Annotated in this window: 25 protein-coding genes, 1 tRNA gene and 1 pseudogene; 14 read left to right on the top strand and 13 right to left on the bottom strand. The window is 71.0% G+C overall.

Features of this window, described 5'->3' with window-relative positions; translation table 11 throughout:
• Nucleotides 1-6 precede the first annotated feature (6 nt).
• From AB0J66_RS41910 to AB0J66_RS41895, 4 genes are read right to left on the bottom strand one after another with little or no spacing between them, the layout of a single operon-like run.
• Nucleotides 7-1,038 carry an ATP-binding SpoIIE family protein phosphatase gene (locus tag AB0J66_RS41910; RefSeq protein ID WP_364673003.1) on the bottom strand — a complete coding sequence of 344 codons (1,032 nt, stop codon included), beginning with the start codon at nucleotides 1,036-1,038 and terminating at the stop codon, nucleotides 7-9.
• Nucleotides 1,035-1,439 (bottom strand): ATP-binding protein, encoded by a 405-nt coding sequence (locus AB0J66_RS41905; protein ID WP_364673001.1) that lies wholly within the window; start codon nucleotides 1,437-1,439, stop codon nucleotides 1,035-1,037. Before AB0J66_RS41905 ends, AB0J66_RS41910 begins: the two co-directional genes overlap by 4 nt.
• Nucleotides 1,436-1,867 (bottom strand): STAS domain-containing protein, encoded by a 432-nt coding sequence (locus tag AB0J66_RS41900; RefSeq protein ID WP_364673000.1) that lies wholly within the window; start codon nucleotides 1,865-1,867, stop codon nucleotides 1,436-1,438. Before AB0J66_RS41900 ends, AB0J66_RS41905 begins: the two co-directional genes overlap by 4 nt.
• Nucleotide 1,868: 1 nt before the next feature.
• Complete coding sequence (locus tag AB0J66_RS41895; RefSeq protein ID WP_364672999.1) at nucleotides 1,869-2,714, bottom strand: STAS domain-containing protein; 846 nt, start codon at nucleotides 2,712-2,714, stop codon at nucleotides 1,869-1,871.
• A gap of 177 nt (nucleotides 2,715-2,891) precedes the next feature.
• Here AB0J66_RS41895 and AB0J66_RS41890 point away from each other — a divergent pair, with 177 nt between their 5' ends.
• The 3 genes from AB0J66_RS41890 (at nucleotide 2,892) to AB0J66_RS41880 (ending at nucleotide 4,093) form a co-directional block, all read left to right on the top strand.
• Nucleotides 2,892-3,245: an STAS domain-containing protein gene (locus AB0J66_RS41890; protein WP_097327808.1), complete on the top strand. Its 354-nt coding sequence runs from the start codon at nucleotides 2,892-2,894 to the stop codon at nucleotides 3,243-3,245.
• A gap of 103 nt (nucleotides 3,246-3,348) precedes the next feature.
• On the top strand, nucleotides 3,349-3,801 hold the full coding sequence (mscL, locus tag AB0J66_RS41885) for a large conductance mechanosensitive channel protein MscL (protein ID WP_364673115.1): 453 nt from the start codon (nucleotides 3,349-3,351) through the stop codon (nucleotides 3,799-3,801).
• Nucleotides 3,802-3,862: 61 nt separating this feature from the next.
• A complete protein-coding gene (locus tag AB0J66_RS41880; RefSeq protein ID WP_364672997.1) occupies nucleotides 3,863-4,093 on the top strand; it encodes a hypothetical protein in 231 nt (76 codons plus the stop codon).
• Here AB0J66_RS41880 and AB0J66_RS41875 read toward each other — a convergent pair.
• The 6 genes from AB0J66_RS41875 to AB0J66_RS41850 all read right to left on the bottom strand — a co-directional run bounded on the left by AB0J66_RS41875 (nucleotide 4,090) and on the right by AB0J66_RS41850 (nucleotide 8,529).
• Complete coding sequence (locus AB0J66_RS41875; RefSeq protein WP_364672995.1) at nucleotides 4,090-4,872, bottom strand: zf-HC2 domain-containing protein; 783 nt, start codon at nucleotides 4,870-4,872, stop codon at nucleotides 4,090-4,092. The two genes, AB0J66_RS41880 and AB0J66_RS41875, sit on opposite strands and share 4 nt — an antisense overlap.
• A 45-nt stretch (nucleotides 4,873-4,917) precedes the next feature.
• Nucleotides 4,918-5,556 (bottom strand): CGNR zinc finger domain-containing protein, encoded by a 639-nt coding sequence (locus tag AB0J66_RS41870; protein WP_364672993.1) that lies wholly within the window; start codon nucleotides 5,554-5,556, stop codon nucleotides 4,918-4,920.
• Nucleotides 5,557-5,851: 295 nt separating this feature from the next.
• Nucleotides 5,852-7,255, bottom strand: coding sequence for a Si-specific NAD(P)(+) transhydrogenase (gene sthA, locus AB0J66_RS41865; RefSeq protein ID WP_364672991.1), 1,404 nt, complete (start codon nucleotides 7,253-7,255; stop codon nucleotides 5,852-5,854).
• Between the two features lie 32 nt (nucleotides 7,256-7,287).
• Nucleotides 7,288-7,719: a hypothetical protein gene (locus tag AB0J66_RS41860; RefSeq protein WP_364672989.1), complete on the bottom strand. Its 432-nt coding sequence runs from the start codon at nucleotides 7,717-7,719 to the stop codon at nucleotides 7,288-7,290.
• 71 nt (nucleotides 7,720-7,790) lie between these two features.
• Nucleotides 7,791-8,153, bottom strand: a complete 363-nt coding sequence (locus tag AB0J66_RS41855; RefSeq protein ID WP_364672987.1) for a hypothetical protein — start codon at nucleotides 8,151-8,153, stop codon at nucleotides 7,791-7,793.
• The gene (locus tag AB0J66_RS41850; RefSeq protein ID WP_364672986.1) at nucleotides 8,140-8,529 is read right to left on the bottom strand and encodes a helix-turn-helix domain-containing protein; all 390 of its coding nucleotides are present in this window, start codon (nucleotides 8,527-8,529) and stop codon (nucleotides 8,140-8,142) included. Before AB0J66_RS41850 ends, AB0J66_RS41855 begins: the two co-directional genes overlap by 14 nt.
• A 131-nt stretch (nucleotides 8,530-8,660) precedes the next feature.
• Between AB0J66_RS41850 and AB0J66_RS41845 the strand changes: the two genes are divergently transcribed.
• Together AB0J66_RS41845 and AB0J66_RS41840 are read left to right on the top strand one after the other, a co-directional pair.
• Nucleotides 8,661-8,732: transfer RNA gene (locus AB0J66_RS41845), tRNA-Lys, on the top strand.
• A 218-nt stretch (nucleotides 8,733-8,950) separates the two neighbouring features.
• Nucleotides 8,951-9,175 (top strand): annotated as a pseudogene (locus tag AB0J66_RS41840) (transposase); the annotation flags it as partial.
• Between the two features lie 267 nt (nucleotides 9,176-9,442).
• On the opposite strand, the gene AB0J66_RS41835 reads toward AB0J66_RS41840, so the two are convergent.
• Nucleotides 9,443-10,156: a hypothetical protein gene (locus tag AB0J66_RS41835; RefSeq protein ID WP_364672984.1), complete on the bottom strand. Its 714-nt coding sequence runs from the start codon at nucleotides 10,154-10,156 to the stop codon at nucleotides 9,443-9,445.
• Nucleotides 10,157-10,358: 202 nt separating this feature from the next.
• On the opposite strand from AB0J66_RS41835, the gene AB0J66_RS41830 reads away from it, so the two are divergent.
• The 6 genes from AB0J66_RS41830 (at nucleotide 10,359) to AB0J66_RS41805 (ending at nucleotide 17,843) form a co-directional block, all read left to right on the top strand.
• Nucleotides 10,359-11,672 (top strand): SWIM zinc finger family protein, encoded by a 1,314-nt coding sequence (locus AB0J66_RS41830; RefSeq protein WP_364672983.1) that lies wholly within the window; start codon nucleotides 10,359-10,361, stop codon nucleotides 11,670-11,672.
• Nucleotides 11,669-13,798 carry a DUF6493 family protein gene (locus tag AB0J66_RS41825; protein ID WP_364672981.1) on the top strand — a complete coding sequence of 710 codons (2,130 nt, stop codon included), beginning with the start codon at nucleotides 11,669-11,671 and terminating at the stop codon, nucleotides 13,796-13,798. The genes AB0J66_RS41830 and AB0J66_RS41825 overlap by 4 nt, the downstream gene beginning before the upstream one ends.
• A gap of 11 nt (nucleotides 13,799-13,809) precedes the next feature.
• Nucleotides 13,810-14,478, top strand: coding sequence for a hypothetical protein (locus tag AB0J66_RS41820; protein WP_364672979.1), 669 nt, complete (start codon nucleotides 13,810-13,812; stop codon nucleotides 14,476-14,478).
• Nucleotides 14,479-14,544: 66 nt separating this feature from the next.
• Entirely contained in the window at nucleotides 14,545-15,276 is a 732-nt protein-coding gene (locus AB0J66_RS41815; RefSeq protein ID WP_364672978.1) for a dienelactone hydrolase family protein, read from the top strand.
• A 92-nt stretch (nucleotides 15,277-15,368) separates the two neighbouring features.
• Nucleotides 15,369-16,415, top strand: a complete 1,047-nt coding sequence (locus tag AB0J66_RS41810) for a hypothetical protein (protein ID WP_364672976.1) — start codon at nucleotides 15,369-15,371, stop codon at nucleotides 16,413-16,415.
• A 210-nt stretch (nucleotides 16,416-16,625) separates the two neighbouring features.
• A complete protein-coding gene (locus AB0J66_RS41805; protein WP_364672975.1) occupies nucleotides 16,626-17,843 on the top strand; it encodes a phytase in 1,218 nt (405 codons plus the stop codon).
• Here the strand turns inward: AB0J66_RS41805 and AB0J66_RS41800 are convergent.
• The gene (locus AB0J66_RS41800; protein WP_364672973.1) at nucleotides 17,829-18,374 is read right to left on the bottom strand and encodes an RNA polymerase sigma factor; all 546 of its coding nucleotides are present in this window, start codon (nucleotides 18,372-18,374) and stop codon (nucleotides 17,829-17,831) included. The two genes, AB0J66_RS41805 and AB0J66_RS41800, sit on opposite strands and share 15 nt — an antisense overlap.
• A 48-nt stretch (nucleotides 18,375-18,422) precedes the next feature.
• Between AB0J66_RS41800 and AB0J66_RS41795 the strand changes: the two genes are divergently transcribed.
• Nucleotides 18,423-19,775, top strand: a complete 1,353-nt coding sequence (locus AB0J66_RS41795) for a serine/threonine-protein kinase (protein WP_364673113.1) — start codon at nucleotides 18,423-18,425, stop codon at nucleotides 19,773-19,775.
• A 30-nt stretch (nucleotides 19,776-19,805) separates the two neighbouring features.
• On the opposite strand, the gene AB0J66_RS41790 is transcribed toward AB0J66_RS41795, so the two are convergent.
• Entirely contained in the window at nucleotides 19,806-20,399 is a 594-nt protein-coding gene (locus AB0J66_RS41790; protein WP_364672972.1) for a hypothetical protein, read from the bottom strand.
• A 244-nt stretch (nucleotides 20,400-20,643) separates the two neighbouring features.
• Between AB0J66_RS41790 and AB0J66_RS41785 the strand changes: the two genes are divergently transcribed.
• Both AB0J66_RS41785 and AB0J66_RS41780 read left to right on the top strand, forming a co-directional pair.
• Entirely contained in the window at nucleotides 20,644-21,789 is a 1,146-nt protein-coding gene (locus tag AB0J66_RS41785; RefSeq protein WP_364672971.1) for a glycosyltransferase family 1 protein, read from the top strand.
• 63 nt (nucleotides 21,790-21,852) lie between these two features.
• Nucleotides 21,853-22,977: a glycosyltransferase gene (locus tag AB0J66_RS41780; protein ID WP_364672969.1), complete on the top strand. Its 1,125-nt coding sequence runs from the start codon at nucleotides 21,853-21,855 to the stop codon at nucleotides 22,975-22,977.
• The last annotated feature ends 1,039 nt before the right edge of the window (nucleotides 22,978-24,016 follow it).

The raw sequence follows: 24,016 nt of genomic DNA, 5'->3' as shown, positions 1-24,016 counted from the left end.
GGCCACTCATGGGAGCCGGGCCACGATCACACCGGCGTCGTCGCGGCGGACACCGGCGTCGCGGAGCACGGTCGCCGCGAGCACCACGGGCGAGTGGGTCAGCAGGCCGGGGTAATCGGCCGGGCCCCAGCGGTCGACCACGCCGTCGGAGTGCATGAGAACGACCGAGCCGGGCTCGAGCGGGTAGTCGTACTGCCGGATCTGCCGCCGTTGATGGCCGGCGATGCCGGGCAGCGAGACCATGCCGCGGCGGGTGCCGCCGGGCGCGAAGACGGTGCCGGCGATGTTGCCGAGGCCCGAGTAGTGGACGAGACCGGCCGCCGGGTCGAGCTCGGCGACCGCGAGCGCGGCGCCCCGGGTGTGATTCAGCCGGCGGTGCAGCGTCTCGACCACGCCCGAGGGCTGGTCGGCCGGCGCCTCGCGGAACACCCGGACGGCCTCGTGGGCCGCGGCCGCGGCGAGCCCCCCGTGCCCGAGTCCGTCGCACATCAGGATCTGCCGGCGGCCGTCCACCTCGCGGACGGCGTACGCGTCGCCGCTGACCGGTTCGCCGGTCAGCGGCCGGGTCACTCCGGCCGCCCAGGCCGGCTCCGGCGGGTCGGCCGGCCAGACCTGGACGGCCATCACCGTGCCCTTGCCCGGCACGGAGTGCAGATCGCACCAGTCGGACTGGCGGATGATCGCGCCGAGCCCGATGCCCAGCGTGCCCGCGGTCGAGTGGCCGTCACCGACCGAATGCACAAGATCGGCCATGCCGGGGCCGCTGTCGACCGCGACGATCTCGACGCCGGCCTCACCCTCGGCCCGCACCGCGCGCAGCAGCAGGACGCCCTCGTCGGCGTGCTTGACCAGGTTTCCGGCCGTCTCGGCGGCCACGATCGAAAGGTCGGCGACCTTGCGCTCGGGCATGCCCAGCTCGACCGCCAGGCGCTCGGCCGTCCGGCGGACAGCGGAAGCGGTCGCGGCGGCCTCCACCCGGAACCAGACTCCCCCGTCGAGGAGTCCCTCGGGTACAGACGCCACTGCGCCTCCGCTCATCGGCACCACTTGGTCACGGTAATGCTCGTCCCCGCCCCGGGGGCGGTGACGATGTCGAACTCGTCGACCAGCCGGCGGGCGCCGCTCAGGCCGAGACCGAGGCCGCCGCCGGTGGTGTAGCCGTCGGTGAAGGCCATGTCGAGGTCGGCTATACCCGGCCCCTCATCGGCGAAGACGATCCGGATGCCGGCGCGGCGGCCGTTGTCGACCCGGGCGACCTCGACGGTGCCGCCCCCACCGTAGACCAGCGTGTTACGGGCCAGCTCGCTGGCCGCGGTGACGAGCTTGGTCTGGTCGACGAGGGAGAGCTTCACGGCCACCGCGAGGGTACGCACGAGCTGCCGGACCCGGACGACGTCCTGATCGGTGTTGACCGCTATCCGCTCGGCCGGCTGGCTCACGGCGCCGCTGCCGCTGACGTCTCGGTGTCGCCCTCGTCCTCGGCGTCACCCTCCTCGAACCCCCACTCCTGGGCGGCCCGCTCACGGGTCAGCATCTCCATGCCTAGCTCGACGTTCAGGGCCGTACGGATGCCGGGCAGCGACAGGCCCAGCTCGACCAGCGTGATCGCCACGGCCGGGCGCATACCGACGACCACGGTCTCCGCGTCGAGCACCCGCGAGATCGAGGCGATGGTGGCCAGGGTCCGCCCGACGAACGAGTCGACGATGTCGAGGGCACTGATGTCGATGATCACGCCGTGGCAGCCGGTCGCGACGATCCGGTCGGCCAGGTCCTCCTGCAGCTGCAGGGCGACCTGGTCCTCCATGTCGATCTGGATCGAGACCAGGAGGGTGTCACCGATCTTGAGGACCGGAACGCGCTCCACCTCAGCGCCCCAGCCGCTTGGCCTGGCCGGTCTTGCCCAGCACGTAGCGCAGCGCGTCGGCCAGCGAGGCCTTGGTGGCGATGTCGCCGAACTCGATGCCGAGCGCGACGATCGTCTGGGCGATCTGCGGCCGGATGCCGGAGATGATGCAGTCGGCGCCCATCAGCCGGGCCGCCACCACGGTCTTGAGGACGTGCTGGGCGACCTGGGTGTCGACCGCCGGGACGCCGGTGATGTCGATGATCGCGTACGGCGAGCCGGTGTCGACCAGCGTCTGCAGCAGGCGCTCCATGACCACCTGGGCCCGGGCCGAGTCGAGCGTGCCGACCAGCGGCACCGCCACCACGCCCTCCCAGAGCTTGACGACGGGGGTGGAGAGCTCGAGCAGCTGCTCGGCCTGGTCGGCGATGAGCTCCTCGCGGACCCGCACATAACTCTCGGAGGTGAACAGGGCCGCCTCGTCGACGAAGGTGGAGAGCGTCACGTAGTCCCGTAGGGCCGCCTCGCCACCGGTCTGGTCGAGGACGCCGAGCACGGCCTCCTTGAGGGCGAAGACGCTGACCGCGGTCTCGGTCACGGAGAAGCCCTGCCGGGCCCGGGTGGCCGAGAGGTCGCTCAGCTGGGCCCGCAGCTCGGCCGCGGACTCGTCGCCGATCCCCTGGGCGCCGCCGGCGAGCGCCTGATGGAAGCCCCGGCGCAGCTCGGCGTGCTGCCGCTGCAGCTCGGCGTGGCCCAGCCGGCCCCGCAGGGTGGCCGCCACCCGCTCGGTCCAGGCCGCCACCAAAGCGTCGCTGTTGTCCTCGAGCAGTCCGGCGAACCGAGCCGCCTCTTCCGCAGTCAGCGTCACCGCTGCCTCCCGACTCTGTTTTTTACCGGCCCCGCGTTGCAACGCGCGGACTTTACCACCGGAAGCTCTGATACTTGCTGTCAGCCAAATAAAGCGTACGGTGCCGCGCAGCGTGCCCCGTTCTGCGGATCCCCCCGGGGTTGGAGTACCGTTCTGCTCATAATCTGGAGGTCCTGAATGTCTCTGACGGTACAAACGGAACAGCGCGCCGACATGGTCGTCGTGTCGGTCGCGGGTGAGCTGGACATGGCCACCGCGCCTCAGCTCCAGGACCAGATCAGCGACCTGCTGGAGAAGGGGCGCACCCGGCTGGTCTTCGATCTGGCCCAGGTCTCCTTCTGCGACTCCACCGGTCTCTCGGTCTTCGTCCGGGCCAAGAACAGCACCGACGACGCCGGCGGCACGGTCCGCCTGGCCGCGCCGCAACGCGGCGTGCTGCGCATCCTCGAGGTCAGTGGTCTGGTCGAAGTGCTGCGCACCTACCCGACGGTGGACGAGGCTGTGACGGCTCAGGAGCCTGCCCTCGACTAGAGGCGGTTGGCCCGGTCGGCGTAGTTTGTCGCCGACCGGCCGCGGGCACCTGCTGCCGGGTACGAACCCCCCTCGGTGGAACGCAGGAGTGCTCGTGAGCAAAATGTTCCAAGGCTTCAAAGACTTCATCATGCGCGGCAACGTCGTCGACCTGGCCGTCGGCGTGGTCATCGGCACGGCCTTCACCGCCGTGGTCACCAGCTTCACCAAGTCCTTCCTGGAGCCGCTGATCAAGCTGATCTCCGGCGGCTCGGGCGACCTCAAGGGCGCCTGGTCGCCGGTCGATGGCGTCGACTTCACGTACGCGGCCTTCATCAACGCCCTCATCACCTTTGTGCTGACCGCCGCGGTGCTCTACTTCCTGGTCGTCTTCCCGCTCAACAAGCTCGCCGAGCGGCGCAAGCGGGGCGAGGAGCCGCCGCCGAAGGCGCCCAGCGAGGAGGTCAAGCTGCTCACCGAGATCCGCGACGCGCTGCTGCGCGGCCAGGGTCACCAGGTGCAGAACAGCGCCCTCGACGACGTCCTCGGCCGTCACCGGGGAGAACCTCCGCGGTGATTTTCGGTAAAAGATCAACCCACCCGGTAGCGTTCGAACAAATGTTCGATACGCTGCCGGGATGGAGCAGCGCAAGCACTGGTGGAACGGTAAGTGGGGCCGCGTCGCCCGCAAGGATGTCTACCTGCGGGTGAGCGGCGACCAGTGGTACGTCGAGCAGCGCGCGGGCGGCGCCGACGGCGTCTCGCACTTCTTCGAGTACGACTCGGAGGACGCCGCCCTCGACACCGTCCGCGCCCTGCTCGCCGGCGCGGACGAGTGGCGCGAGCTCTCCGTCCGGCCGCGCTTCTAGGCCGCTTCCCGCTCGCCGGCCCGGGCGGTCATCGGGCCGCGGGGGACCAGCCGCAGCCCCGGCCGCACCGGCTCGGCCGGCTCCTCGTCCCCCCGTTCGTCGTCGGCGAGGGTCCAGCCCTTGCCCGAGCGCAGGCCCGGCGGCGTACTGGCGAAACCGCCCGGGATCCGCGACAGCGTGACGATCAGCAGATAACCCAGGATCACGAAACCGTGGCTGACCAGCCGGGTGGCGTCGACCCGCCCGCCGGACAGGTCGTTGACCGAGAGCAGCACGAGCATCCCGACGAACGCGGTGAGCATCGGCACCAGTCCCGACGGCCGCACCCGGCGCAGCGCGATGAAGAGGTAGCCGGCCCCGACCGCGACGTTCCACGCGGCCGACTCGTGCCAGAGATGACCGGGGTCGGCGGCTGCGCCCCCGTGATCGTGGCCGCCGACCACCACACCGCCACCGATCTGGTCGAGACCCAGGATGAGCTGGATGGCCCCGACGGCCGCGAGCGCCACGAACAGCGCGGCGGCGATCGGGATCCGCTTGACGAAGAAGGCCCGCCGCCGCGGTGACGCCGCCGGCAGCGCGGCCAGGATCGCCTCGCTGAGGTCGGGCGCCGGAGCCATCCGCGTGCTGGTCAGCCGGTTGACCGCCGCCGCCCGGTCGAACCACTCCCGGCACCCGGCGCACCCGGCCAGGTGCTCGTCGACCAGCGGCCGGTCGGCCGGGTCGTCCTCGCCGTCCAGCTGCGCCGAAAGCATCTCGCGCCACCGCTCACACGCCATGAATCAATAGTCGCGCGGAACAGCCCGGAAGTTCCCGGCCACCCGTCAGCGGAGGCTCGGCGGGCCCTGGACCGTCGGGCGCGGGGGCAGCGCTCCGCTGCCGCCCATCAGGCGGCGGCGCTCGCGGAAGGCCCGCAGGTTGGCCGTGTTTCCGCAGGTGCTGACGTCGTGCCAGACGCCGCTGTTGTTGCGGGAGGTGTCGAAGAAGGCGGCCCGGCAATCCGCGTTGTGGCAGAGCTTGAGCCGTGGCCAGAGCCCGGCCTGCTGGGCCAGCAGCGCCTCGGCCCACAGCGCCGACGCGAGCCAGCGCACACCGCGGCCGGTCGGCACGATACGCACCCAGCCGTCGGCGTCGGGGACCAGGCTGACCGGCACATCCGCAGGTGGGAGCGCTCCCGACGGGTCGCGTGTGCCACCCGCGAGGATCACGTTCTCAAAGGTGGAGCGGAGCCGGCGCAGCGAGCGCAGATCGGACGACGAGATGAGCAGCGTCGGGGCCGGCAGCCCGGAGACGCGCGACCAGGTGGCCAGGGCCTCGGTCAGCCAGCGCTGCGCGTCGTCGGCGTCATCCAGGAGATCGACGCCGTAGGCCATGGGCGCGCGGGTGTTGAGCAGCTCCTGAAGGAGCGCCAATCCGGCGGGGGCCTCCCGGACGCCGTGCCGGGCGCTGGCCATCCATGACATAGCCGAAGGGTACTTGATTCTTTTTTAAGGTATGGCCCGCCAATCCTTAGATCCCCCTTAGAGATCGGTTTTTCATCGCTGCGGGGTGCTCCACTTGTGCCGTTTAGACACACTGCGGGGTGACATTTGTCGATGTTGGGAAGAGCGCGTGATGCCACGTTGGACAATCGCCGCGATCACGGCCGGGCGCCGTCGACCCGCAGCACAGTTCCGACAAATCCGAAAATGCGGTAAACGGCGCTGCGAACGTACCGCCGCAACAAGCGCGACCACCCACCGAGCCGCAGCCGGATCCCTAGCCGTCGATCCGCGTGATGTTGCGGATCTTGTTGGAGGCGTCGAGGGCAGCCACCTTGTACGCCTCGGACAGCGTCGGATAGTTGAAGACCGCGTCGACCAGGTAGTCGACCGTGCCGCCGCAGCCCATCACGGCCTGCCCGATGTGCACGATCTCGGTGGCGCCGGTGCCGAAGACATGCACCCCGAGCAGCTTGCCGTCCTCGGGCGCGACCAGCAGCTTCAGCATGCCGTAGGAGTCGCCGACGATCTGGCCCCGGGCCAGCTCGCGGTAGCGGGCGATGCCCACCTCGAACGGCGTCGAGCTGTCGGTGAGCTGGTCCTCGGTCGCGCCCACGAAGCTGATCTCGGGGATCGTGTAGATGCCGATCGGCTGGAGCTCGTGCATCTCGCGGGCCGTTTCGCCGCAGGCGTGATGGGCAGCCAGGCGGCCCTGCTCCATCGAGGTCGAGGCGAGCGCCGGGAAGCCGATCACGTCGCCGACCGCGTAGATGTTGTCGACCGCGGTGCGGTAGCTGGCGTCGACCTCGATCCGGCCCCGGCGGTCGGCGGACAGGCCGGCCGCCTCCAGCGCCAGGTCCTCGGTCTGCCCCTGGCGGCCGGCCGAGTACATGACCGTCTCGGCGGCGATCTTCTTGCCGCTTTTGAGGATGCAGAGGGCGGCGGTCTGGTGGCGCTCGACCGCGGCCACCTCCTCACCGAAGCGGAACGTCACGCTCAGGTCGCGCAGATGGTATTTCAGCGACTCGATGACCTCGTCGTCGCAGAAGTCGAGCATCTTCTCGCGACGCTCGACCACCGTCACCTTGGTGCCGAGGGCGGCGAACATCGACGCGTACTCCATGCCGATCACCCCGGCGCCGACCACGACCATGCTGCGCGGCACCGCCTGCAGGTTGATCACGCCGTCCGAGTCGACGATGGTCCGGTCGTCGAAGTCGACGCTGTCCGGCCGCGCGGGCCTGGTCCCGGCCGCAATGATGATCTTGTCGGCGCTGATCTTGCTCTCCCGGCCGCTGCCGCCGTCGACCCAGATCGAGTGCGCGTCGGCGAACCGGCCCGTCCCGGTGATCATCGTGACGTGGTTGCGGGCGAGCTGGTTGCGGATCACGTCCGTCTGCCGGCTGATCACGTGCTGGGTCCGGGCGGCGAGATCGCTCACCGTGATCTCGTCCTTGACCCGGTAGCTGCTGCCGTACAGATCGCGCTGGCTGAGGCCGGTGAGGTAGAGCACCGCCTCGCGCAGGGTCTTGGACGGCACGGTGCCGGTGTTGATGCAGACCCCGCCGATCATGTCCCGGCGGTCGACGATCGCGACGCGGCGTCCCAGCTTGGAGGCCGCGATGGCGGCCTTCTGACCGCTGGGCCCGGAGCCCAGCACCAACAGATCGTAGTCGTACACACGCTTAGCGTCGCAGTACGGAGGGGTCCGGTCTACGCCGTCACAAGATTTTCCCTGCTGTTTCCCTGAACCGGAGCGTAAGCGGGCGGCCACGCCGTGCCATAAAGCTCGGCGCAGACGACCACGCTCATCCACGGCACCCACGGCCCGCTGAGCACCAGCGGCTCCTCCCGGCCGATGATCTCCAGCGCCACCGACCAGTGCGCGTCCCCGGGCCGGATCCGGGTGATCGCCCAGAGCGGGATCTCGCTCTCCCCGACGATCAGCCGCAGGTTGGTGACGACCGCGATCCTCTTACCCTCGCCGTTGACCTTCACTGGCAGCCAGCCGTACTGCTTCTCGGCCGCCCGCAGCACGATGGTCGGGCTCACCGCCGCGGGCCGGCCGCCCCGCCCGACCAGAGCGGTCAGCATCGTCATGGAGCGGAATCCCGCGCTCAGTTGCTCGGCGTCGTACTCGTTCACGCCACCGATAGTGACCTACGCGCTACGCGCTGACCAGCGGCCGTTCGCGGGCAATCCCGCAGCCGAGGAGGCTAATCCTTTCGTGTCCCGGCCGCTTGCTCGACCAGCTCGACCGTCGCCCGCGGGTCGTCCACCTGCACCACCAGCCGCGCGTACTGCTCGTCGGCGAGCTCGATGACCACGGCCTTGGCCGGGTCCCGCACATCCCAGAAGACCCGCTCGCCGTCCCGGCGGAAAGAACCGGCAACCACCACCCCCGGGACGTACGTCCCCGCGGTGCGCACGCCCTTGGGCTCGCTCACCATCCCCGGGTCGTTGGTCGCGCCCCGCACATTGGCGAGGGGGATCGTGAGGCTGCTCTTGAGCGCCCACAACTTGTCCATCCCCTCGACCCGCACCACCAGGTCGCCACCCTCGATCTCAACTGTCGCCACGACCGCCCCCCAACTCCCGAATCTTGTTTCCCAACGCCAACGTCGTCGCCTCTTCACTGCCGGCGGCCCGGTCGAGCAGCTCGATCGCCCGAGCCACCTCGCTGGCGACCTCCTCGTCGACCGCGGCCCGCTCGGCCGCCGCCAACAGCAGGAACTGAAGGTCCCCCGCCCGCCCCAGCTCCCGATCGACATAGTGCCGAAGCGCGGCGAGATAGAGCCCCCGCTTGCTGCCGAACGACTTGTAGAGGCTCCCCCGATGAACCCCGGTCTGCGCGACCAGATCATCCACCGACGTCCCGTCATAGCTGCGCCGAGCGAACAGCTCAGCCGCGGCCGCCACCGCCGCCTCTTCGTCAAACCCCTTGGGCCGCCCCACATCCACGAGGCTAGCCGGTTTGAGAACGATCAGTCAAGAACAATCGTTCTTAAATAAGTTCCTCGATCCGGCCCCCACCGGGAAAGCCGCATGCTCGGCCCGCGAACGCTCCGGTAGCCTTATGGATCAGCGGGCCGCTAGCTCAATGGCAGAGCTGAGGACTTTTAATCCTTAGGTTCGGGGTTCGAATCCCCGGCGGCCCACCGAACTGGCCTGGGAGCGACCCCCAGACCCCACGGTGTCGTGGTCACCCTCGGGCGGCCCGGCGCCGGCGCGGCGACCGACCGGCCGAACTGGCGATCCCGAAACTACGCACGGGCTCGTATTTATCGGACTGGCTGCTGCAGCACCGCCGCCGCGCCGAACAAGCCCTGGTCTCGGTCGTGGACACGTCGTGCTGGTCTCGGCGATCGGCGCCGCCCTGCCTGGAGCGTCGTGGCCGCGCTGCCGCACTCACTACCTGCGCAACCTGCTTGCCAAAGGCCCCAAGGCCGCCCAACCCTGGGTGGCCGCCCTGGTCCGCACTGTGTTCGACCAGCCCGACACCGACGCCGTCCACGCCCAATACACCGCCGAACACCTCGACGACGCGCGCACCGACCTGCTCGCCTTCACCGCGTTCCCGCGTGAGCTCTGGCGCCAGATCTGGTCGAACAAACCGACGAATGGGTCGAAGGGCGCCGCTACATGGGCCTGGACCTGATCCGCAAAGCACCATCAACACACACGGATGAGCGATCACCGACTCTTACACCACGCCAGCGGCATGACCTGAGCCCGCATCCACCCGCATTGCCGGTAAACCCCGCGCGAGTGAAGAGGTCGGCAGTCCCGCGGGGCGGTGAGGACCTGACGCGAAGGCGGCCCCTGACCCGCCGAAACGCGGGTGGGGCCGCCGGAGGCTTGGCTCGGGCTAGCTGGTGGGGGCCAGCATCGACTCGATCAGTTTGCGGAGGTCGGCGATCTCCTCGCGGATCTGCTTGCGCTCCAGGGAGCCGTACGCGTCCACGCGCGACCAGGGCTGCGGGTTGGCCTTTCCGCCGGGGTTCACGTCGACCTTGAGGTTGCCGACGGTGGCCGCCACCTTGGCCAGGATGTTGGCCTCGACCTGGTCGGCGCGCCGGTCGATGGCGGCGGTGATCCAGGTCTTGTCGGCCGAAGTGAGTGCCACGGGAATGTCCTCCAGGTGCCAGGAAGCCGTCGAGGCTTCGAGAGACGTGGTGTACGACGCGCTGAAGTGCGCGTGATGGTCGTGCGGGTTGGAGCCGTTGTAGGCCTTCTGCCTCCAGCCGTTGCTCTGTTCCCAGATGCGCCGGTTGTAGATGATGTAGCGCAGCCGCTTCTCGGCGCCCGACCGGCAGCGGCCGAGCAGGAACTGGACGACCTTCTCCATGGTCAGGTCCGATTCGCGGAGGTCGACGTCGACGTCGATCGCGTGTACCTCGTGGATTTTGTCGGCGTCGTGAATCGGTACATTGCCGACCTCGTCGTCGTTGTGGTCGGACTGCGTCGCCTGGTGGGCGGTGTCACCGATCGAGCCGTCACTGCTCTTGTCCCGGCCCGGTGCGATGGCGTTGAACTCGGAGCGCAGTCTGACCAGGCACGGAACAAGGATCCAGTCGGCCATGTGTTCTTCCCTTCGACGATTCCCCGTGCGCCTCTTCCTTTGTGCCCCCTCGGGCGGCCCTCCTATCGCACTCGGCGTGCTGGAGTACGAAAAATCCTCTTTCAGGGTTCGTTCCGGCCTCCACTTTGATCTCCAACACCGGGCTGCGGCCCGCCACCGGCTGCCCAAGAAAGTGTCGTACCCACCCCCTACCTTGTCCGCCATGGCAACCGCAGCGGCCTACACGTATCTCGGTCCCTCCGCCCTGGCCCCGGGTGAGCTCGCCCTGCAGACCTCCGGCGGCCCGGCGGCCCATCCGCGGTTCTTCGCCGGCTTCCTCACCGATCCCGGCGCCGCCGCGATTGGCCTGCTCGCGGTGGCCGAGGTGGCGCGCACGCGATATTTCCGGCCGGTCAGCCCGGCCGGCCTCGACCCGGTGGTCACGGCCGGGAGCGACCGGTTGCGCTTCGAGTCCTTCTCCGGCTGCTGCGGGGTGTACGCACGTCTCGACGTGCTGCCCGCCGGTCTCGACGGCGACGTCCTGGCCCATGGCACCACCAATGTGGACGTCAACGTCCCGCTGCAGCGCGCCCTGAGCCGGGTCGGCCGGGCCGACCCGATTCATCTGGCCGTCGGCCCCGACGAGCTGACCGTGACGACCTTCGACGGCCCGGTCGTCGAGCGCAAGGTGCCGCTGCCGTCGCGCTGGCTCCACGGTTTCGCCGAGGCCCAGGTGCTCACGGCCCGCTTCGACCCGCGGGCTTCCCTCGGCGTCGTCGAGGCGCGGGCCCTGCTCAACCGGCTTTCCCCCGGCGACCGCTCGGTCCTGTGGGCGCTGCCGGCCGGCCGGTCGCTCCGCTTGACGTCACGGCCCACGCCGGGCGCGGTCTGCCTGCCCGGGGCCGGCCGCCTGGCCGCGCTCAAGCCGTTCCTGCGCCACGCCACCACCCTGCGCGTCTACGGCCCGCCGGTCGCCGCCGGCAGTGGACCGGTCGCCAGCACGTGGGAGCTCAGCACGCCCACGCAGCGCCTGTCCCTGACGCTTTCCCCGGAGCCCTACCGCGGCTTCTCCGGCGAGGGTGCCGTGCTCGAGTCGCTGGCCGGCGACGAGGTGGCCGACGACGCCGACCTGATCAGCGCGCTCCTCTCGTGGGATCCGACGATCGACGTCGACGCGCTGGCCGTCGCCGCCGGTCTGCCCGGCGCGCGCGTGCGCGACGCGCTGACCCAGCTCGGCACGGCCGGCCGGGTCGGCTACGACGTCGCCGAGGCCGGTTTCTTCCACCGCACCCTGCCCTATTCGGCCGACGCCGCCGCCGAACTGAATCCGCGCCTGGCCAACGCCCGCTCCCTGGCCGCCGCCGGCGCGGTCACCGTCGAGGGCGAGGCCGCCGTGGTCCGCAGCGGCGACGAGCTCTACCACGTACGCGACGACGGCTCCTGCACCTGCTCATGGTGGGCGAAACATCGCGGCGAGCGCGGCCCGTGCAAGCACGCCCTCGCCGTACGCCTGGTCCGGGCCGAGGTCCTCGCATGAGCCTCGAGTGGGAAGTGCTTGAACGCCGCGCCCACAGCGGCGACACCACCGGTGTGACCTCGCGGCTGCTCAAAGCCACGGAAGAGGAACGCCTGGCCTTCGCGGCCGAGGTAGAGGCCCGGATCAAGGCGCTGAGGCCGGAGGACTGGTGGCGCCCGGCCGCGGACCCCGCCGGCGGCTACGCCCTCGCGGTGCTGGGCACGATGCCCACCGCCCCCCGCGCGGCCCGCCTGCTCCTGCGCCGCGACATGCGCGACAAATGGGACAGGATCCCGATCCCGCGCGCCCTCGAGATCGTCCGCGCCCGCCGGCTGCCCTGGCTCGACGACCTGGCGGCCCGGCTCGCCGTCAAGCTCACCGCCGACGACGCGTGGGGCGGCGGCTGGAAACTGGTGGCCACCCTGCTGGCCGAGACCGGCGGCACGCCTCCGGTGACCGAGGCCGTCGTCCGGTGCTGGTTCGACGAGATGCTCCGCGGCCCGTGGGAGAGCCCACCGGTGACCCCGCTCGACAAATTTCGCGCCAGTCCGTTCCTCGACCTCCTGTTCCCCTCCCTGTTCGAGATCGACACCCTGGGCGCCGAGCTGTCCCGCGCCACCATGGACGCGACCACCAGGATCTGGCTGGAGGAGCCCGTCTTCCCGGTGGCCACCGCCCAGCTCGTCGCCGACGGCCGCCTCGACCGCAAGCAGATCCTGGCCGCCACCGTCGACCGCCTGGTCCGCGGCGGCCGCCCGGCCGAGTTGCGCCCCTTCGTCCTGCTCCACGAGGCCCTGACCCCCACGACCGACGAGACGGCCGCCCACGCCCTCGACTACGCCCGCCTCCTCCCCGACTCACCATCCACCGTGGCCGCTCTGGCCCAGCGCGCCCTCCGCACCCTCGACGACGCCGGCCTGCTCGACCCCGCCACCCTGCTGGAGATCAGCCACCCCACGCTCCTCCGCAAGGAGAAGACCCTGGTCAAGACCCAGCTCTCCTGGCTCGACAGGGCAGCCCACGACTCCACCGACTTCATCGAAACCATCGCGGTCGCCTTCGGCCACCCCGCCTTGGACATCCAAGAGCGCGCCCTGAACGTGGTGGGCAAGCACCTGAAACGCCTCATCCCAGCACCGGCCGAAGCCATCGCACCATCCGGGGCAAGCACGCCAGCTGAGGCAAGTGCGTCGGCCGAGGCGCGCGGCCGGGTTGGCGCTGAGGTGCTGGAACGATTGGGCGGGCCGGCCGCGGGGCTGGGTGGTGACCTGGCGGCGCGGGCGGCGGAGCTTTTCGGCACGAACGAGCCCGTTCCGGAGCCGGTCGTCGTGGAGTTGCCGGGGCCGCCGCCGGTGGCCGCGATGCCGTCGCCGATCGCATCCGCGGCCGAGCTGGCCACCGAGGTGGCGGCGCTGCTGCGCGAGGAGACCGCCGTGCGCTGGGAGCGGATCCTGGCCGGGCTGGTCTCGCTGAGTGCCGCCGGGGAGGCGCCGGCGGTGGCCGCGACCGTCGGGCCGGTGCTCGACCGGCAGGCCGAGCATTTCGCCGAGGACCACTGGGAGCCGCGGCCGCGGATGTCCTTCCTGGCCGCCGCGATCCGCCGCCTCATCGATCCCACCTTCGGTGACCAGGCCGAGAGGGGCCGCTGGCGCCGGCTGGTGGCGACCGTCCGGGCCGCCTGGCAGGTCGGGGAGCCGGTCCTGGGCGGGCCGCCCGACCGCTTGCTGTCCTTGCGGGTCGCCGAGCTCTACACCCAGATCCTCCGGTCGCCCGTGCCCGAGCTGCTGGCCACCCCGACCCTGGCCAACGGCAGCCTCGACGCGGCCGTGCTCGCCGCCCGCATCCGCCGGGCCGAGACCGCCGGCCGGGAGCCGTGGCCCCTCGACCTGGAGCAGGCGCTCCTCCGCCTTCCCCGCGACAGCGACCCCGCGGTGGCCGCCGGCCTGACCTCGCCCGCCGGCCGCAAACTGGCCGAGTGGCTGGCCGCCGGCGGTCTGGCCGACCCGACCGTCACCCGCGTCGAGCAGACGGCCGGCACAAGGCTCGAGTTCCACATCGGCCCGCCACCGCCGACCGCCCGCCTAGTGGTCAACCTGACCCCACCCGCGAGCCGCTGCTGCGCGTCGAGAGCCAGATCGTCGACCTGACGCGGCGCTCGGTGGTGCACGTCTTCGCGTACGACCAGATCTTGAACGGCTCCATCCTGGCCGCGACCCTCCCGCACCACCGCGAGGTCCTCGCCGCCTGGGCCCTGCCCAGCGTGGCCGCCCTGGCCGACGAAGACCAGCGCGGCGCCGGTGCCCTGCTCCCCACCCTGGCCGAGTGCGGCGGCCCCATCGGCCCCGCCACCACTCTCGCCCTCGCCTACGGCCTGGCCGCCCGCCACGAGCCCGACCGCATCGCCACCGTCGACGCCTTTCTCACCTTGGCCGCGTCCCCCGTCTCCATCGCCGCCGGGCACGCAGCCACGCCAACCACCGCGCCCGATAGCCAGGCCACCTCCTTTGCCATGGCCCTGGGGCATGATCTCGGCAAGCTGGGGGCTCTCAAGGTCATCAAGCTGAGCCGGGTGGTCCCGGCCCTGGCCGATGCGCACCGGGCTGGTGCGTCCGCTGCTGTTTGGGCGGTGCTGGCGGCCGCGCTTCCTTGGCTGCTTCCGCACTCGCCGCGTGGGCTGGCCGACCTGCTGGAGCTGGCCACTCAGGTCGCCGTTGCGGTCGACGTCAGAGCCGACATCGTGGGGCTGGCCGAGGCGGCCGGCCAGAAAGGCAGCTCGCGCCTGGTCAAAGAGGCCAAGCGCCTGCACTCCACGTTGGGCCGGCCGTGACTCCGGAGCGTGACAGGGTGCTGCCCGGGCCGAGAGGCTGGGGCAACGCCAGTAGGGTCGGTCGGCATGAAGTTGCGTGAGGACGAGGTTCGGGTGGCGGCGCCCGATGGCGAGATCCGGTCCAAGGTGATCCGGCCGGTCGGTGAGGAACCGCTGCCGGGGGTGGTCTTCTACACCGACATTTTTCAGCTCACCGAGTCGACGCTGCGGACTGCGCGGCGGCTGGCCTCGGCCGGGTTCGTGGTGTGCGTGCCGGAGATCTATCCGCGCGGTGCTGTGGCCGGGGTGGCGCTGGAGTTCGACGATGCCGGTAAGCAGGCCGGGCTGGCCGCGGCCGCCGAGACCACGACGGCGCAGTTCGACTCGGACCGGGAGGCGGTGCTCGACTACCTGGAGAACCGCGACGACGTCACGACGCTCTCGGCGGTCGGGTTCTGCCTCGGTGGGCACCTCGCGTTCCGGGCCGCTTTCGATCCTCGGGTGCGGTCCACGGTCTGCTTCTATCCGACCGGCCTGCAGAACGGCTCGCTCGGCGCCGACGACTCCGGCTCGCTGGGCCGGGCCGGCGACATCCACGGGCGGCTGATGGTCATCTTCGGCTCGCAGGATCCGCATGTGCCGGCCGACGCCCGGCTTCAGGTCATCTCGGCCCTGTACGCCGCCGGCTTGGAGGATCTCGAGCTTCACGTGTACGCCGGTGGGGAGCACGCCTTCATGCGGGACGTCGGCCCTCGACACGACCCGGTGCTCACCGACCTTGCGCTCTACGAGGGGATCTCGTTCCTGACCCGCCGCTGAAGGCCTCAAATGTTCACCCCGACTGCCGACAGGTGAGTGATGCGGCCCGGCCGCATCACCCCACTCAGCCCGACCCGCCGAGGAGTTCCGCCGTGTCCTACCCGCCGTCGCAGCCCGGACAGGAGCCCCCGGCCGAACAGCCCCAGCCCGGCCAGCAGCAGCCCCCACCCGACGCCCTCTACCAAGCTCCGGACGCCGCCTGGGGCCAGCCCCCGACCCCACCCGGGCAACAACCCCCACCGCCGGCCTGGCCGCAGTCACCAGACCCGAACGCCGCTTGGCAACAGCCACCGCCGAGCCCCAACGCCCACTGGCAGCAGCCAGGCGCCCACTGGCAGCAACAACCGCCCGCGGGCCAGCCCCAGGACCCGAACGCCGGCTGGCAGCAACAACCCGCGGCCCAGCCTCAGGAGCCGAACGCCGGCTGGCAGCAACAACCCGCGGCCCAGCCTCAGGAGCCGAACGCCGGCTGGCACCAACCACCCGCGGCCCAGCCCCAAGACCCGAACGCCGGCTGGCAGCAACAACCGCCGACGACGTGGGCGGGCCAGCAGCAGCCCGCCGGCTACTACCCGCCCGGGCAGCCGCAAGGCGCCTATCAGCAGGGCCCTCCCTACTACCCTGGTGCCGTCGCGCCGCCGGCTCAGCCGAGCCGGCCGATGATCACAGGATGGGTGGCTCTGGGAGCGGGTCTGGCCGCTGTCATCGGGTCGTTCCTGCCCTGGGCGAAGATCAGCGCCCCCATCATCGGCTCGATCAGCGCCTCCGGCACCGATGGCTCGGACGGCTGGATCACGCTGGCGCTCGGGGCGGTGCTGGCCGCCGGCGCCGGTCTGCGGATCCGTGGGCCCCGGCTGCCGTCCGTGGCCAGGATCGTGACCGATGTCGTCGCCATCGGCAGTGCGCTGGCCCTGCTCATCATCGGCATCTGGAAGATCGTTGATCTCCAGTCGACCGAGAATGAGATGCGCGAATCGCTCACCTCGGGCCCCGAGGATCCGTTCGGCATCGGCAGTGCCTTCAGCAACGCCGTCCAGGTCAACCTCGGCGCCGGTCTCGTGTTGATCACCGCCGCCGGGCTGGCCGGCACCATCGCCATGGTCCTCATGCTGCTACACCGCAGGGCATCGACGAGGTAGAGCCCGGGTCGCCCGGCCCAGTGAAGCGCGCCAACCAGCGCAGCGCGGAAGCGGTCAAGCGCGGGCCGCCGGCGCAGGGCCGAAGCGGTGAAGCACGGGCCGGCGCAGGGCCGAAGACAGGTCCGGCCGAAGCGCGTGGGAGGCGCTCATCACCGGTCGTTCAACCGCAGTCCACCCGGACCGTTGAGCGATCCGGATAAGCTCGGCGCCATGCGCCGTACCGCCGGGATCGTTGTTCTTGTCGCACTGACCACCGCTGTCGCGGCGCCGGCGCAAGCCGCCGGGAAGGCCGCGGGCGACGCGCCGCGCGAGATCACCGCGATTGTCGAGACGCCCGCGCTCTTCGACGACGAGGCCGGCGGGGAGGCCGACGCCGACGATCCGGCGATCTGGGTCAACCAGGCCGACCGGTCGCGCAGCCGGGTCATCGGCACCGCCAAGAACGGTGGCTTGCGGGTCTACGATCTGGCCGGCCGGGAGGTGCAGTCGATCCTGCCGCCGGAGGGTGGCCGGTTCAACAACGTCGACCTGATCAGCGGTTTCGGTCCGCAGAAGCACGACCTGGCCGTGGTCACCGACCGCGGCCGGGACCAGCTGCGGATCTACCGGATCGAGCGGCGCAGCGGCCACCTCACCGATGTCACCGCCGACAACGCGCCGCTGCTGTTCTCGCGGGATCAGGCCGAGGTGGAGACGCAGGCGACCGGCTACGGCCTGGCCACGTACGACCATCGGTATGCGGTGGTGAGCCGCCGGCACAGTACCCGGCTCGGCATCTTCCGTCTCGAGGAGCAGCGCGGCGGCCGCATCGGCTACCGGGTCACCGACACTTTGGACCTGCCCAAGCAGTTCGCCCTCCCGAACGGCGCGACCTGGTCGCCGTGCCTCGAGCCGGGCGAGGACCCGCAGGTGGAGGGCATGGTCGTCGACACCGAGGCCGGTGTGCTCTACGCCGCCCAGGAGGATGTCGCGCTGTGGCGCATCCCGCTCGACCGTGATCGTTTCGCCGGTCTCCCGCGGGTCGTCGAGAAGGTCGCCGAGTTCGGCGCGCCCGGCACGTACGACCCGGAGACCGAGGAGTGCACGCTCGGCCCCACGAAAAACGGCGGCCGGATCGCCGCCGACGTCGAGGGCGCCACGATCTACCCGACCGGCCGCAAGAGCGGCTACCTGGTCGTCTCGAGCCAGGGCGACAGCAAGTTCTATGTGTACGACCGCCGCACGAACCGCCCGGTGACCAGTTTCCAGGTCGTCGACGGCAAGCGGACCGACGGCGTGCAGCATTCGGACGGCGCCGCCGCGACCGCCGAGCCGCTGCCCGGTTACCCGAACGGCCTGCTGGTCCTGCACGACGGCGAGAACACGCCGGACGGCCGGGTCAGCACCGACTTCAAGTTCGTCGACTGGCGCGCCCTAAAACTGCGTTAGCAGCGGCCGGACGAACCCTCGGGCGTGGTGGATGCGGGATTTGATCGTCCCCTCCGGCACCCCGAGCTGCGACGCGATCTCCCGATAATCCAGCTGGCAGAGGTCGCGCAGCACGAGCGGCGCCACCAGCTCGGGCCGGGACGACTCGAGCATCTCCAGCGCGTCCAGCAGGTCGAGCCGGGAGCCCGCGATAACGCTGGTGGTCCGCGGGTCCGGCGGGTCGACCGGGGGCAGGGCGTGCGCCTGCTCGGCCGCCCGCCTTTTCAGGGATCGATAGGTCTGCCGCGAGCAGTTCGCGATGATCACGTGGAGCCAGGTCGAGAACCGCGCCCGCCCCTCGAACCGGTCGATGTTCCGCGCGACCTGCAGCAGCACGTCCTGCGCGGCCTCTTCCGCGTCCTGATAGCACGGCAGGAACCGCGCACATCGCCGCAGAACACTCGGCCGGATCGCGCCCAGCAATTGAGAAAGCGCAGCGGCGTCCCCACCCGCCGCGAGGCGGGCCAGTTCTTCCTGCTGATCGTCGCGCATACCGCCCCCGTACTCGATCTTCAGCGGCCTCATAATACGGCGGTGGCGATGCCCAGCAAGATCGGTCGATATCTCGTGGAGCGCCGCCTCGGCGCCGGCGCGTTCGCCACCGTGTGGCTCGCCGAGGACGAGGCCCTGGAGTCCTGGGTCGCCATCAAGGTGCTGGCCGACAACTGGGCCCATCACCCGGACGTCCGCGCCCGTTTCGAGCAGGAGGCGCAGATCCTGCGCCGGGCCGACTCGGAGCGCCTGGTGCGGGTGCTGGACATCGGCGAGCTCGACGACGGCCGCCCGTACCTGGTCATGACCTATGCCGACGGTGGCACCCTGGCCGACCGTCTGGAGAACGGCCCGCTGCCGGTCGTCACCTCGCTGAGCATCGCCGCCGACATCGCCCGCGCGGTCGCCGTCCTGCACGAGTCCGGCGTCCTCCATCGTGACCTCAAGCCCTCCAACATCCTTTTCCAGGCCGTACACGGTGACGAACGCGTCCTCGTCGCCGACCTCGGTCTGGCCAAGGCCCTCGCCCATGCCTCCGGGTTCACGGTGGTCGCGGGCACCCCGGGTTACATGGCGCCGGAGCAGTCGCGCCCGGGCGGCGGGCTGGACGTCCGCGCCGACGTGCACGCCATCGGCGCGATGACCTATCAAATGCTGACCGGCCGTACGCCGGGCAAGGCCGGCCCGGTGCCGTCGAAGCTCCGCCCCGGCCTGCCGGCCCGCGTCGACCGGGTTGTGCAGCGGGCCCTCGAGACGGATCCGGCGCGCCGCTGGCCGTCCGCCGCCGCCCTGGCCGACGCGCTCGAGGAGGCGGCCGCGGTGCAGCCCGCGCCGGTCCGCTGGCCCGCCCGCGTCGTGGGCGCCCTGATCGCGATCGTCGCCGCCCTGTCGCTGAGCGGCGCCGCCCTGGCCGAGCCCACGGCCGACGGCTGGCGGCGGGTCACCGAGGCGACCGGCATGCTGTCGGTGGCGGTGCCGGCCGACTGGGCCGGTCAGCTCGCCGACGGCGGCTGGGATCCGGCGGCCCTCGGCCTTCCGGCCGGCCGCCGGCCTGGTCTACTCGTGGGTGGCGATCTCACGCTCTGGCCGGATCCGGTCGGTACGACACCGGGCGTCTTCGCCGGCCTGATCACCGACGCCTCGTCGGCCGTCCTGCCCGTGCACGATCAGTGCACGCGGGCACCCGACCGCCAGGTCGTCGTCGGCGGCCTGGCCGGCCGGGTGCAGCGCTGGACCGGATGTGCCGGAACCTCGGTGTCGTACAGCGAGGTGGTGCTCGCCGCCCCCCGTAATCGCGGCGTGTACCTGCAGATCCGCCAGCTCGACGCCGCCGACCGCACCGATGGGGTGCTGCACAGCGTGCGGCTTACCTCTGGTGCGATGCCGACCTCGGGGCCCTAGTTCTCGATTGCAGGTAACGGAGCGATAACGCTACGGGGCCCGTGTCACCGTGAGCGTGGAGACACCGGAGGTCGCGTCGATGTCGTACCGGTCGGCCGCACCCGACCAGCCGGCGGGCTCGTAGACGGTCCCCCCGGCCACGCCGGAATGCGTCTGCCCGTCGACGGTCACGCTCCCGGCCCCACCCCGGGCCGCCACTCGCGCCGGCTGATCACCATCCAGCCGTACGGCCAAGACGCCCGCACCCCCGCCCAGAGTGACCCGCTGCGTGCCCTTCCCGGAGGGAAGCGCCACCGAGGCGCGTGAGGTGCCCGCGCTGAAGTCGACGTCGCCGCCGGGCCCACCGGTCAGATCGACCGACTCGTCCGAGGCGCCCGCGGCCAGCCGCACCTGCCAGCGCACGTCGTCGCTGAGCACCACGTCCACCAAAGCAGGACCGCCACCGTCGGTGTCCCGCAGAGCCGTCACCACGGTCGTGTCGTCCACGCTGACCGCCGGCGCCACCCGCGCATCGTCCGGAGTGGAGATCTCGTAGCGGTCCCCGGCCAGATCACCGACCCGCACCCGCACCACATCGGCGCCGCTGACCAACCGGAAGGCCGTCACGTCCTGGTCTCCGCGCACCCGATGCTCGGCCCGCTCGGACCCGTCGGCGAAGTGGTAGCCGGGCCGATTGTCCGGGTTACGGTCGCGCCCGTCGCCGCCTCCCCAATGACATCCACCGATACAGCAGACACTCAGGATCAACAGTACGCTGCGGCGCGACCTCATGCCCTCGCCATTTACCCGCCCGTTAGGGCTCCTAGTCGTCGGGCCGTGTTCGTACGTCGGCCACGGTCCGGACATCGGCGGCCCTCAAGGTGAGGGCATGCGAGTCGCTCTGGTCACGGAGTCGTTCCTCCCCGACGTGAACGGGGTCGCGAACTCGGTGGTGCGCACGGCCGAACACCTGCTGCGCCGCGGACACGACCCTCTGGTGATCGCCCCGCAGCCGCCCCCCGCGGTCCGCGACGTGCCGGTCACCGTCCCGTACCCCGTGGTGCGGATGCCCTCCCTGCCGATGCCCGGCTACCCCCAGATCCGGCTCGGCCTGCCCACCCCCACCCTGACCGCGGCCCTGCGTGCCCACGGCACCGACGTCGTGCACCTGGCCAGCCCGTTCGTGCTCGGCGCGTGGGGCATGGCCGCCGCCCGCACCCTCAAGCTGCCCACGGTCGCCGTCTACCAGACCGACGTGGCCGCGTACGCCCGCGCCTACAAGGTCGGCATGACCGAGGGGGCGGCCTGGCGCTGGATCCGTACAGTCCACAATCTCGCCTCCCGCACCCTGGTCCCCTCCACCGAGTCGGCCGCCGCCCTGACCACCCACGGCGTCGAACGGGTCCACCTGTGGCGCCGCGGCGTCGACGACGAGCTCTTCCACCCGGCCCGCCGCAGCGACGGCATCCGGCGCGCCCTCGCCCCCAACGGCGAGATCGTGGTCGGTTTCGTGGGCCGCCTGGCCGTCGAGAAGCAGATCGACCTACTTGCAGAGACCAGTCAACTTCCGGGCGTACGCCTCGTGATCGTCGGCGACGGCCCGGCAGCGCCCCAGCTGCGCAAGGCCCTGCCGGCCGCGGTCTTCCTCGGTGTCCGCCGCGGCGCCCAGCTGGCCCGCCTCTACGCCGGCTTCGACATCTTCGCCCACACCGGCCCGTACGAGACCTTCGGCCAGGCGGTGCAGGAAGCCATGGCCAGCGGCCTGCCCGTGGTCGCCCCCCACGCCGGCGGCCCGGTCGACCTCGTCGCCCACGGCCGCACCGGCTATCTCGTGCCACCCTTCAAGGCCGAGGGCTTCACCGAGGCCGTACGCGTCCTCGCCGCCGACCCGGCCCGGCGCGCCACCTTCGGCGCCGCCGCCCGCCAAGCCATCGAAGGCCGCAGCTGGTACGCCGTCGGCGAGGAACTCCTCGCCCACTACGACGCCGCCCGCACCCTCGGCCTGTTCCACCGCCGTACGGCCGTCGCCGCCTGACCGCCTTCATTAATCCAGCCTTGTCATCATGGGTCTTTCCAGCTTCGGAAGGTCAGCCACCGAGTGAGAATCGTCCGGGTTGCCAACTTCGTCACGCCCCGCTCCGGCGGCCTCCGCACCGCCCTGCGCCACCTCGGCGCCGGCTACCGCGCCGCCGGCCACGACCCGGTCCTGATCATCCCCGGCCCGGCCCACTCCGATGAGGACACCGACCAGGGCCGCGTCATCACCCTGCCCGGCCCGCTGGTCCCCCGCATGGGCGGCTACCGCCTGCTGCTGGACCGCGCCCGCCTGAGCGACACCCTCAAGTCGCTGCACCTCGACCGCCTCGAGATCTCCGACCGCACCACCCTGCGCTGGCTGGGCCGCTGGGCCCGACGCCACGACATCCCGTCGATGATGGTCTCCCACGAATCTCTGGCCGGCCTGCTGCGCCTGTTCGGCCCCGCCCCCGCCCGCCGCCTCGGCGACCTGCTCAACGCCCGCACCGCCGCCGACTACGACCAGATCGTCTGCACCACCGCCTGGGCCGCCACCGAATTCGAACGCCTCGGCACCCCCAACCTCACCCGGGTCCCCCTGGGCGTCGACCTCACCCACTTCACCCCCGCGAACCACAACCCGGAGCTCCGCTCCCGCTGGTCCGCCCCCAACGACATCCTGCTGCTCCACTGCGGGCGCCTCTCCCCCGAAAAGAAACCCCGCCGCTCCCTGGAGACCCTGCACCACCTGCGCCAAGCAGGCGTCCCCGCAGTGCTCCTGGTAGCCGGCACCGGCCCCCTACGAGCCGCCCTCCAAGCCGAAGCCGCCGACCGCAACCTCCCCGTCCGCTTCCTGGGCCACATCACCAACCCCCAGGAGCTGGCCGCCATCCTGGCCACAGTCGACGCCGCCATAGCCCCCGGCCCGATCGAAACGTTCGGCCTGGCCGCCCTGGAAACCCTGGCCAGCGGCACCCCCGTCGTAGTCAGCTCCGAAAGCGCCCTCCCCGAAGTGATCGGCTCCGCCGGCCGGGCCGCCCCCGGCGAGGGTCCCGCCTACGCGTTGGCCTTGCAGTCCCTGCTCTCCACCCCGGAGCCCGCTCGCCGCGCCACCGCCCGAGCCCAGGCCGAGCGTTTCCCTTGGCACGCCTCGGTGACCGGTTTTTTGCAGGCCCACGACGTTCCTGCGCCGGCCTCTCACCTTTAGGCCCGTGGGGCTTTGGGGGCGGTGGGTTTCTTGCGCTCGGACGGCCGGGGGGATGGGGCGAGCACTCGGGCTGACTGGGGAGCGTTTTATGCCTCGAGTGCTCACCCCATCCCCCCGGCCTTGCCGGGTATCGGGTCACCCTTGCCAGACCGGCGGCGGGTCCGAAGAACAACACCGGGCAGGCGGCCTGGTTGCGGACCGTTGGCTTGGGTGCGACTCGAGCACGCTCGCTACGCCGGCGGCTCTGATGGTTCTGGTCGCGCACTGCAAGGTGACTGCGCTCTCCAGCCGGAGCGGCAACCCCTTACGCCCGCAGCCGTCCAACAAGCGCAAAGCCATGCCGAGACCCGACTTGTCTGCGCACGTCACTGACCCGCGCAACAAGTAACACCAACCGACTTACGCGGCGAGCTCAGGCAGCTCGAGTCCGGAAGGGGCCGCCACCTTCAGGCACACGTAGGGGCACACCGCGGGAGCGACAGCAGCCTTGGGACGCTCACAGGCGTGAACCGCCGGAGCTCCCCCAGCCTTGGGACTCGCACGCGCCGGTTGGTCGCCTTTGAAGCTGGCGAGCGAAGACTGACTTGGTTGCGTCGTGACTGACTCTTCGATATCGGAGGCTTGTGAAGCTAAGACCAGCGAAGAGCCATAGCTGTGCGGTGGCTTGGCAGGATTCGCCTCAAGATCGGGGCCTGGTGGCGCATTGCCGCAGTAGCTGAGAGGCAGAGGCGACGTGCGGGGCAGTCCCAGTTGCTGCGTGGGCGAGTTGATGGAGCTCGCTTCGCGGCAGCCCTTGCGGTGGCTGCTGATAGGTGGGCGAGTGCGCTGACCGATGATGCGACGGCCACCGGCGACGACTGTGATGGCGCAAGCTAGCGACTGCCTCGGCTGGAGAGCGCAGTCACCTTGCAGTGCGCGGCCAAAACATCAGAGCCGCCGGCGAGGCGAGCGTGCTGGAGTTGCACCCAAGCCAACGGTCTGTGAGAGAGCCGCCCGCCCGGTGTTGTTCTTCGGACCCGGCGGCCGGCCCGGCGAGGGT

This window comes from Actinoplanes sp. NPDC049598 (assembly GCF_040675435.1).
In the GTDB taxonomy this organism is placed as follows: Bacteria; Actinomycetota; Actinomycetes; order Mycobacteriales; family Micromonosporaceae; genus Actinoplanes.
The sequence above is the reverse complement of the archived record's forward strand: the minus strand, read 5'-3'. Positions and strand labels throughout refer to the sequence as shown.

Excerpts from the sequence above, each read along its gene's own strand:
- AB0J66_RS41825 (WP_364672981.1), top strand. The coding sequence starts at position 11,669 with ATGAGCCTCGAGTGGGAAGTGCTTGAACGCCGCGCCCACAGCGGCGAC.
- mscL (WP_364673115.1), top strand. The coding sequence starts at position 3,349 with ATGTTCCAAGGCTTCAAAGACTTCATCATGCGCGGCAACGTCGTCGAC.
- AB0J66_RS41795 (WP_364673113.1), top strand. The coding sequence starts at position 18,423 with ATGCCCAGCAAGATCGGTCGATATCTCGTGGAGCGCCGCCTCGGCGCC.
- AB0J66_RS41805 (WP_364672975.1), top strand. The coding sequence starts at position 16,626 with ATGCGCCGTACCGCCGGGATCGTTGTTCTTGTCGCACTGACCACCGCT.
- AB0J66_RS41835 (WP_364672984.1), bottom strand. The coding sequence starts at position 10,156 with ATGGCCGACTGGATCCTTGTTCCGTGCCTGGTCAGACTGCGCTCCGAG.
- AB0J66_RS41815 (WP_364672978.1), top strand. The coding sequence starts at position 14,545 with ATGAAGTTGCGTGAGGACGAGGTTCGGGTGGCGGCGCCCGATGGCGAG.
- AB0J66_RS41910 (WP_364673003.1), bottom strand. The coding sequence starts at position 1,038 with ATGAGCGGAGGCGCAGTGGCGTCTGTACCCGAGGGACTCCTCGACGGG.
- AB0J66_RS41800 (WP_364672973.1), bottom strand. The coding sequence starts at position 18,374 with ATGCGCGACGATCAGCAGGAAGAACTGGCCCGCCTCGCGGCGGGTGGG.
- AB0J66_RS41875 (WP_364672995.1), bottom strand. The coding sequence starts at position 4,872 with ATGGCGTGTGAGCGGTGGCGCGAGATGCTTTCGGCGCAGCTGGACGGC.
- AB0J66_RS41890 (WP_097327808.1), top strand. The coding sequence starts at position 2,892 with ATGTCTCTGACGGTACAAACGGAACAGCGCGCCGACATGGTCGTCGTG.
- AB0J66_RS41785 (WP_364672971.1), top strand. The coding sequence starts at position 20,644 with ATGCGAGTCGCTCTGGTCACGGAGTCGTTCCTCCCCGACGTGAACGGG.
- AB0J66_RS41880 (WP_364672997.1), top strand. The coding sequence starts at position 3,863 with ATGGAGCAGCGCAAGCACTGGTGGAACGGTAAGTGGGGCCGCGTCGCC.
- AB0J66_RS41870 (WP_364672993.1), bottom strand. The coding sequence starts at position 5,556 with ATGTCATGGATGGCCAGCGCCCGGCACGGCGTCCGGGAGGCCCCCGCC.
- AB0J66_RS41830 (WP_364672983.1), top strand. The coding sequence starts at position 10,359 with ATGGCAACCGCAGCGGCCTACACGTATCTCGGTCCCTCCGCCCTGGCC.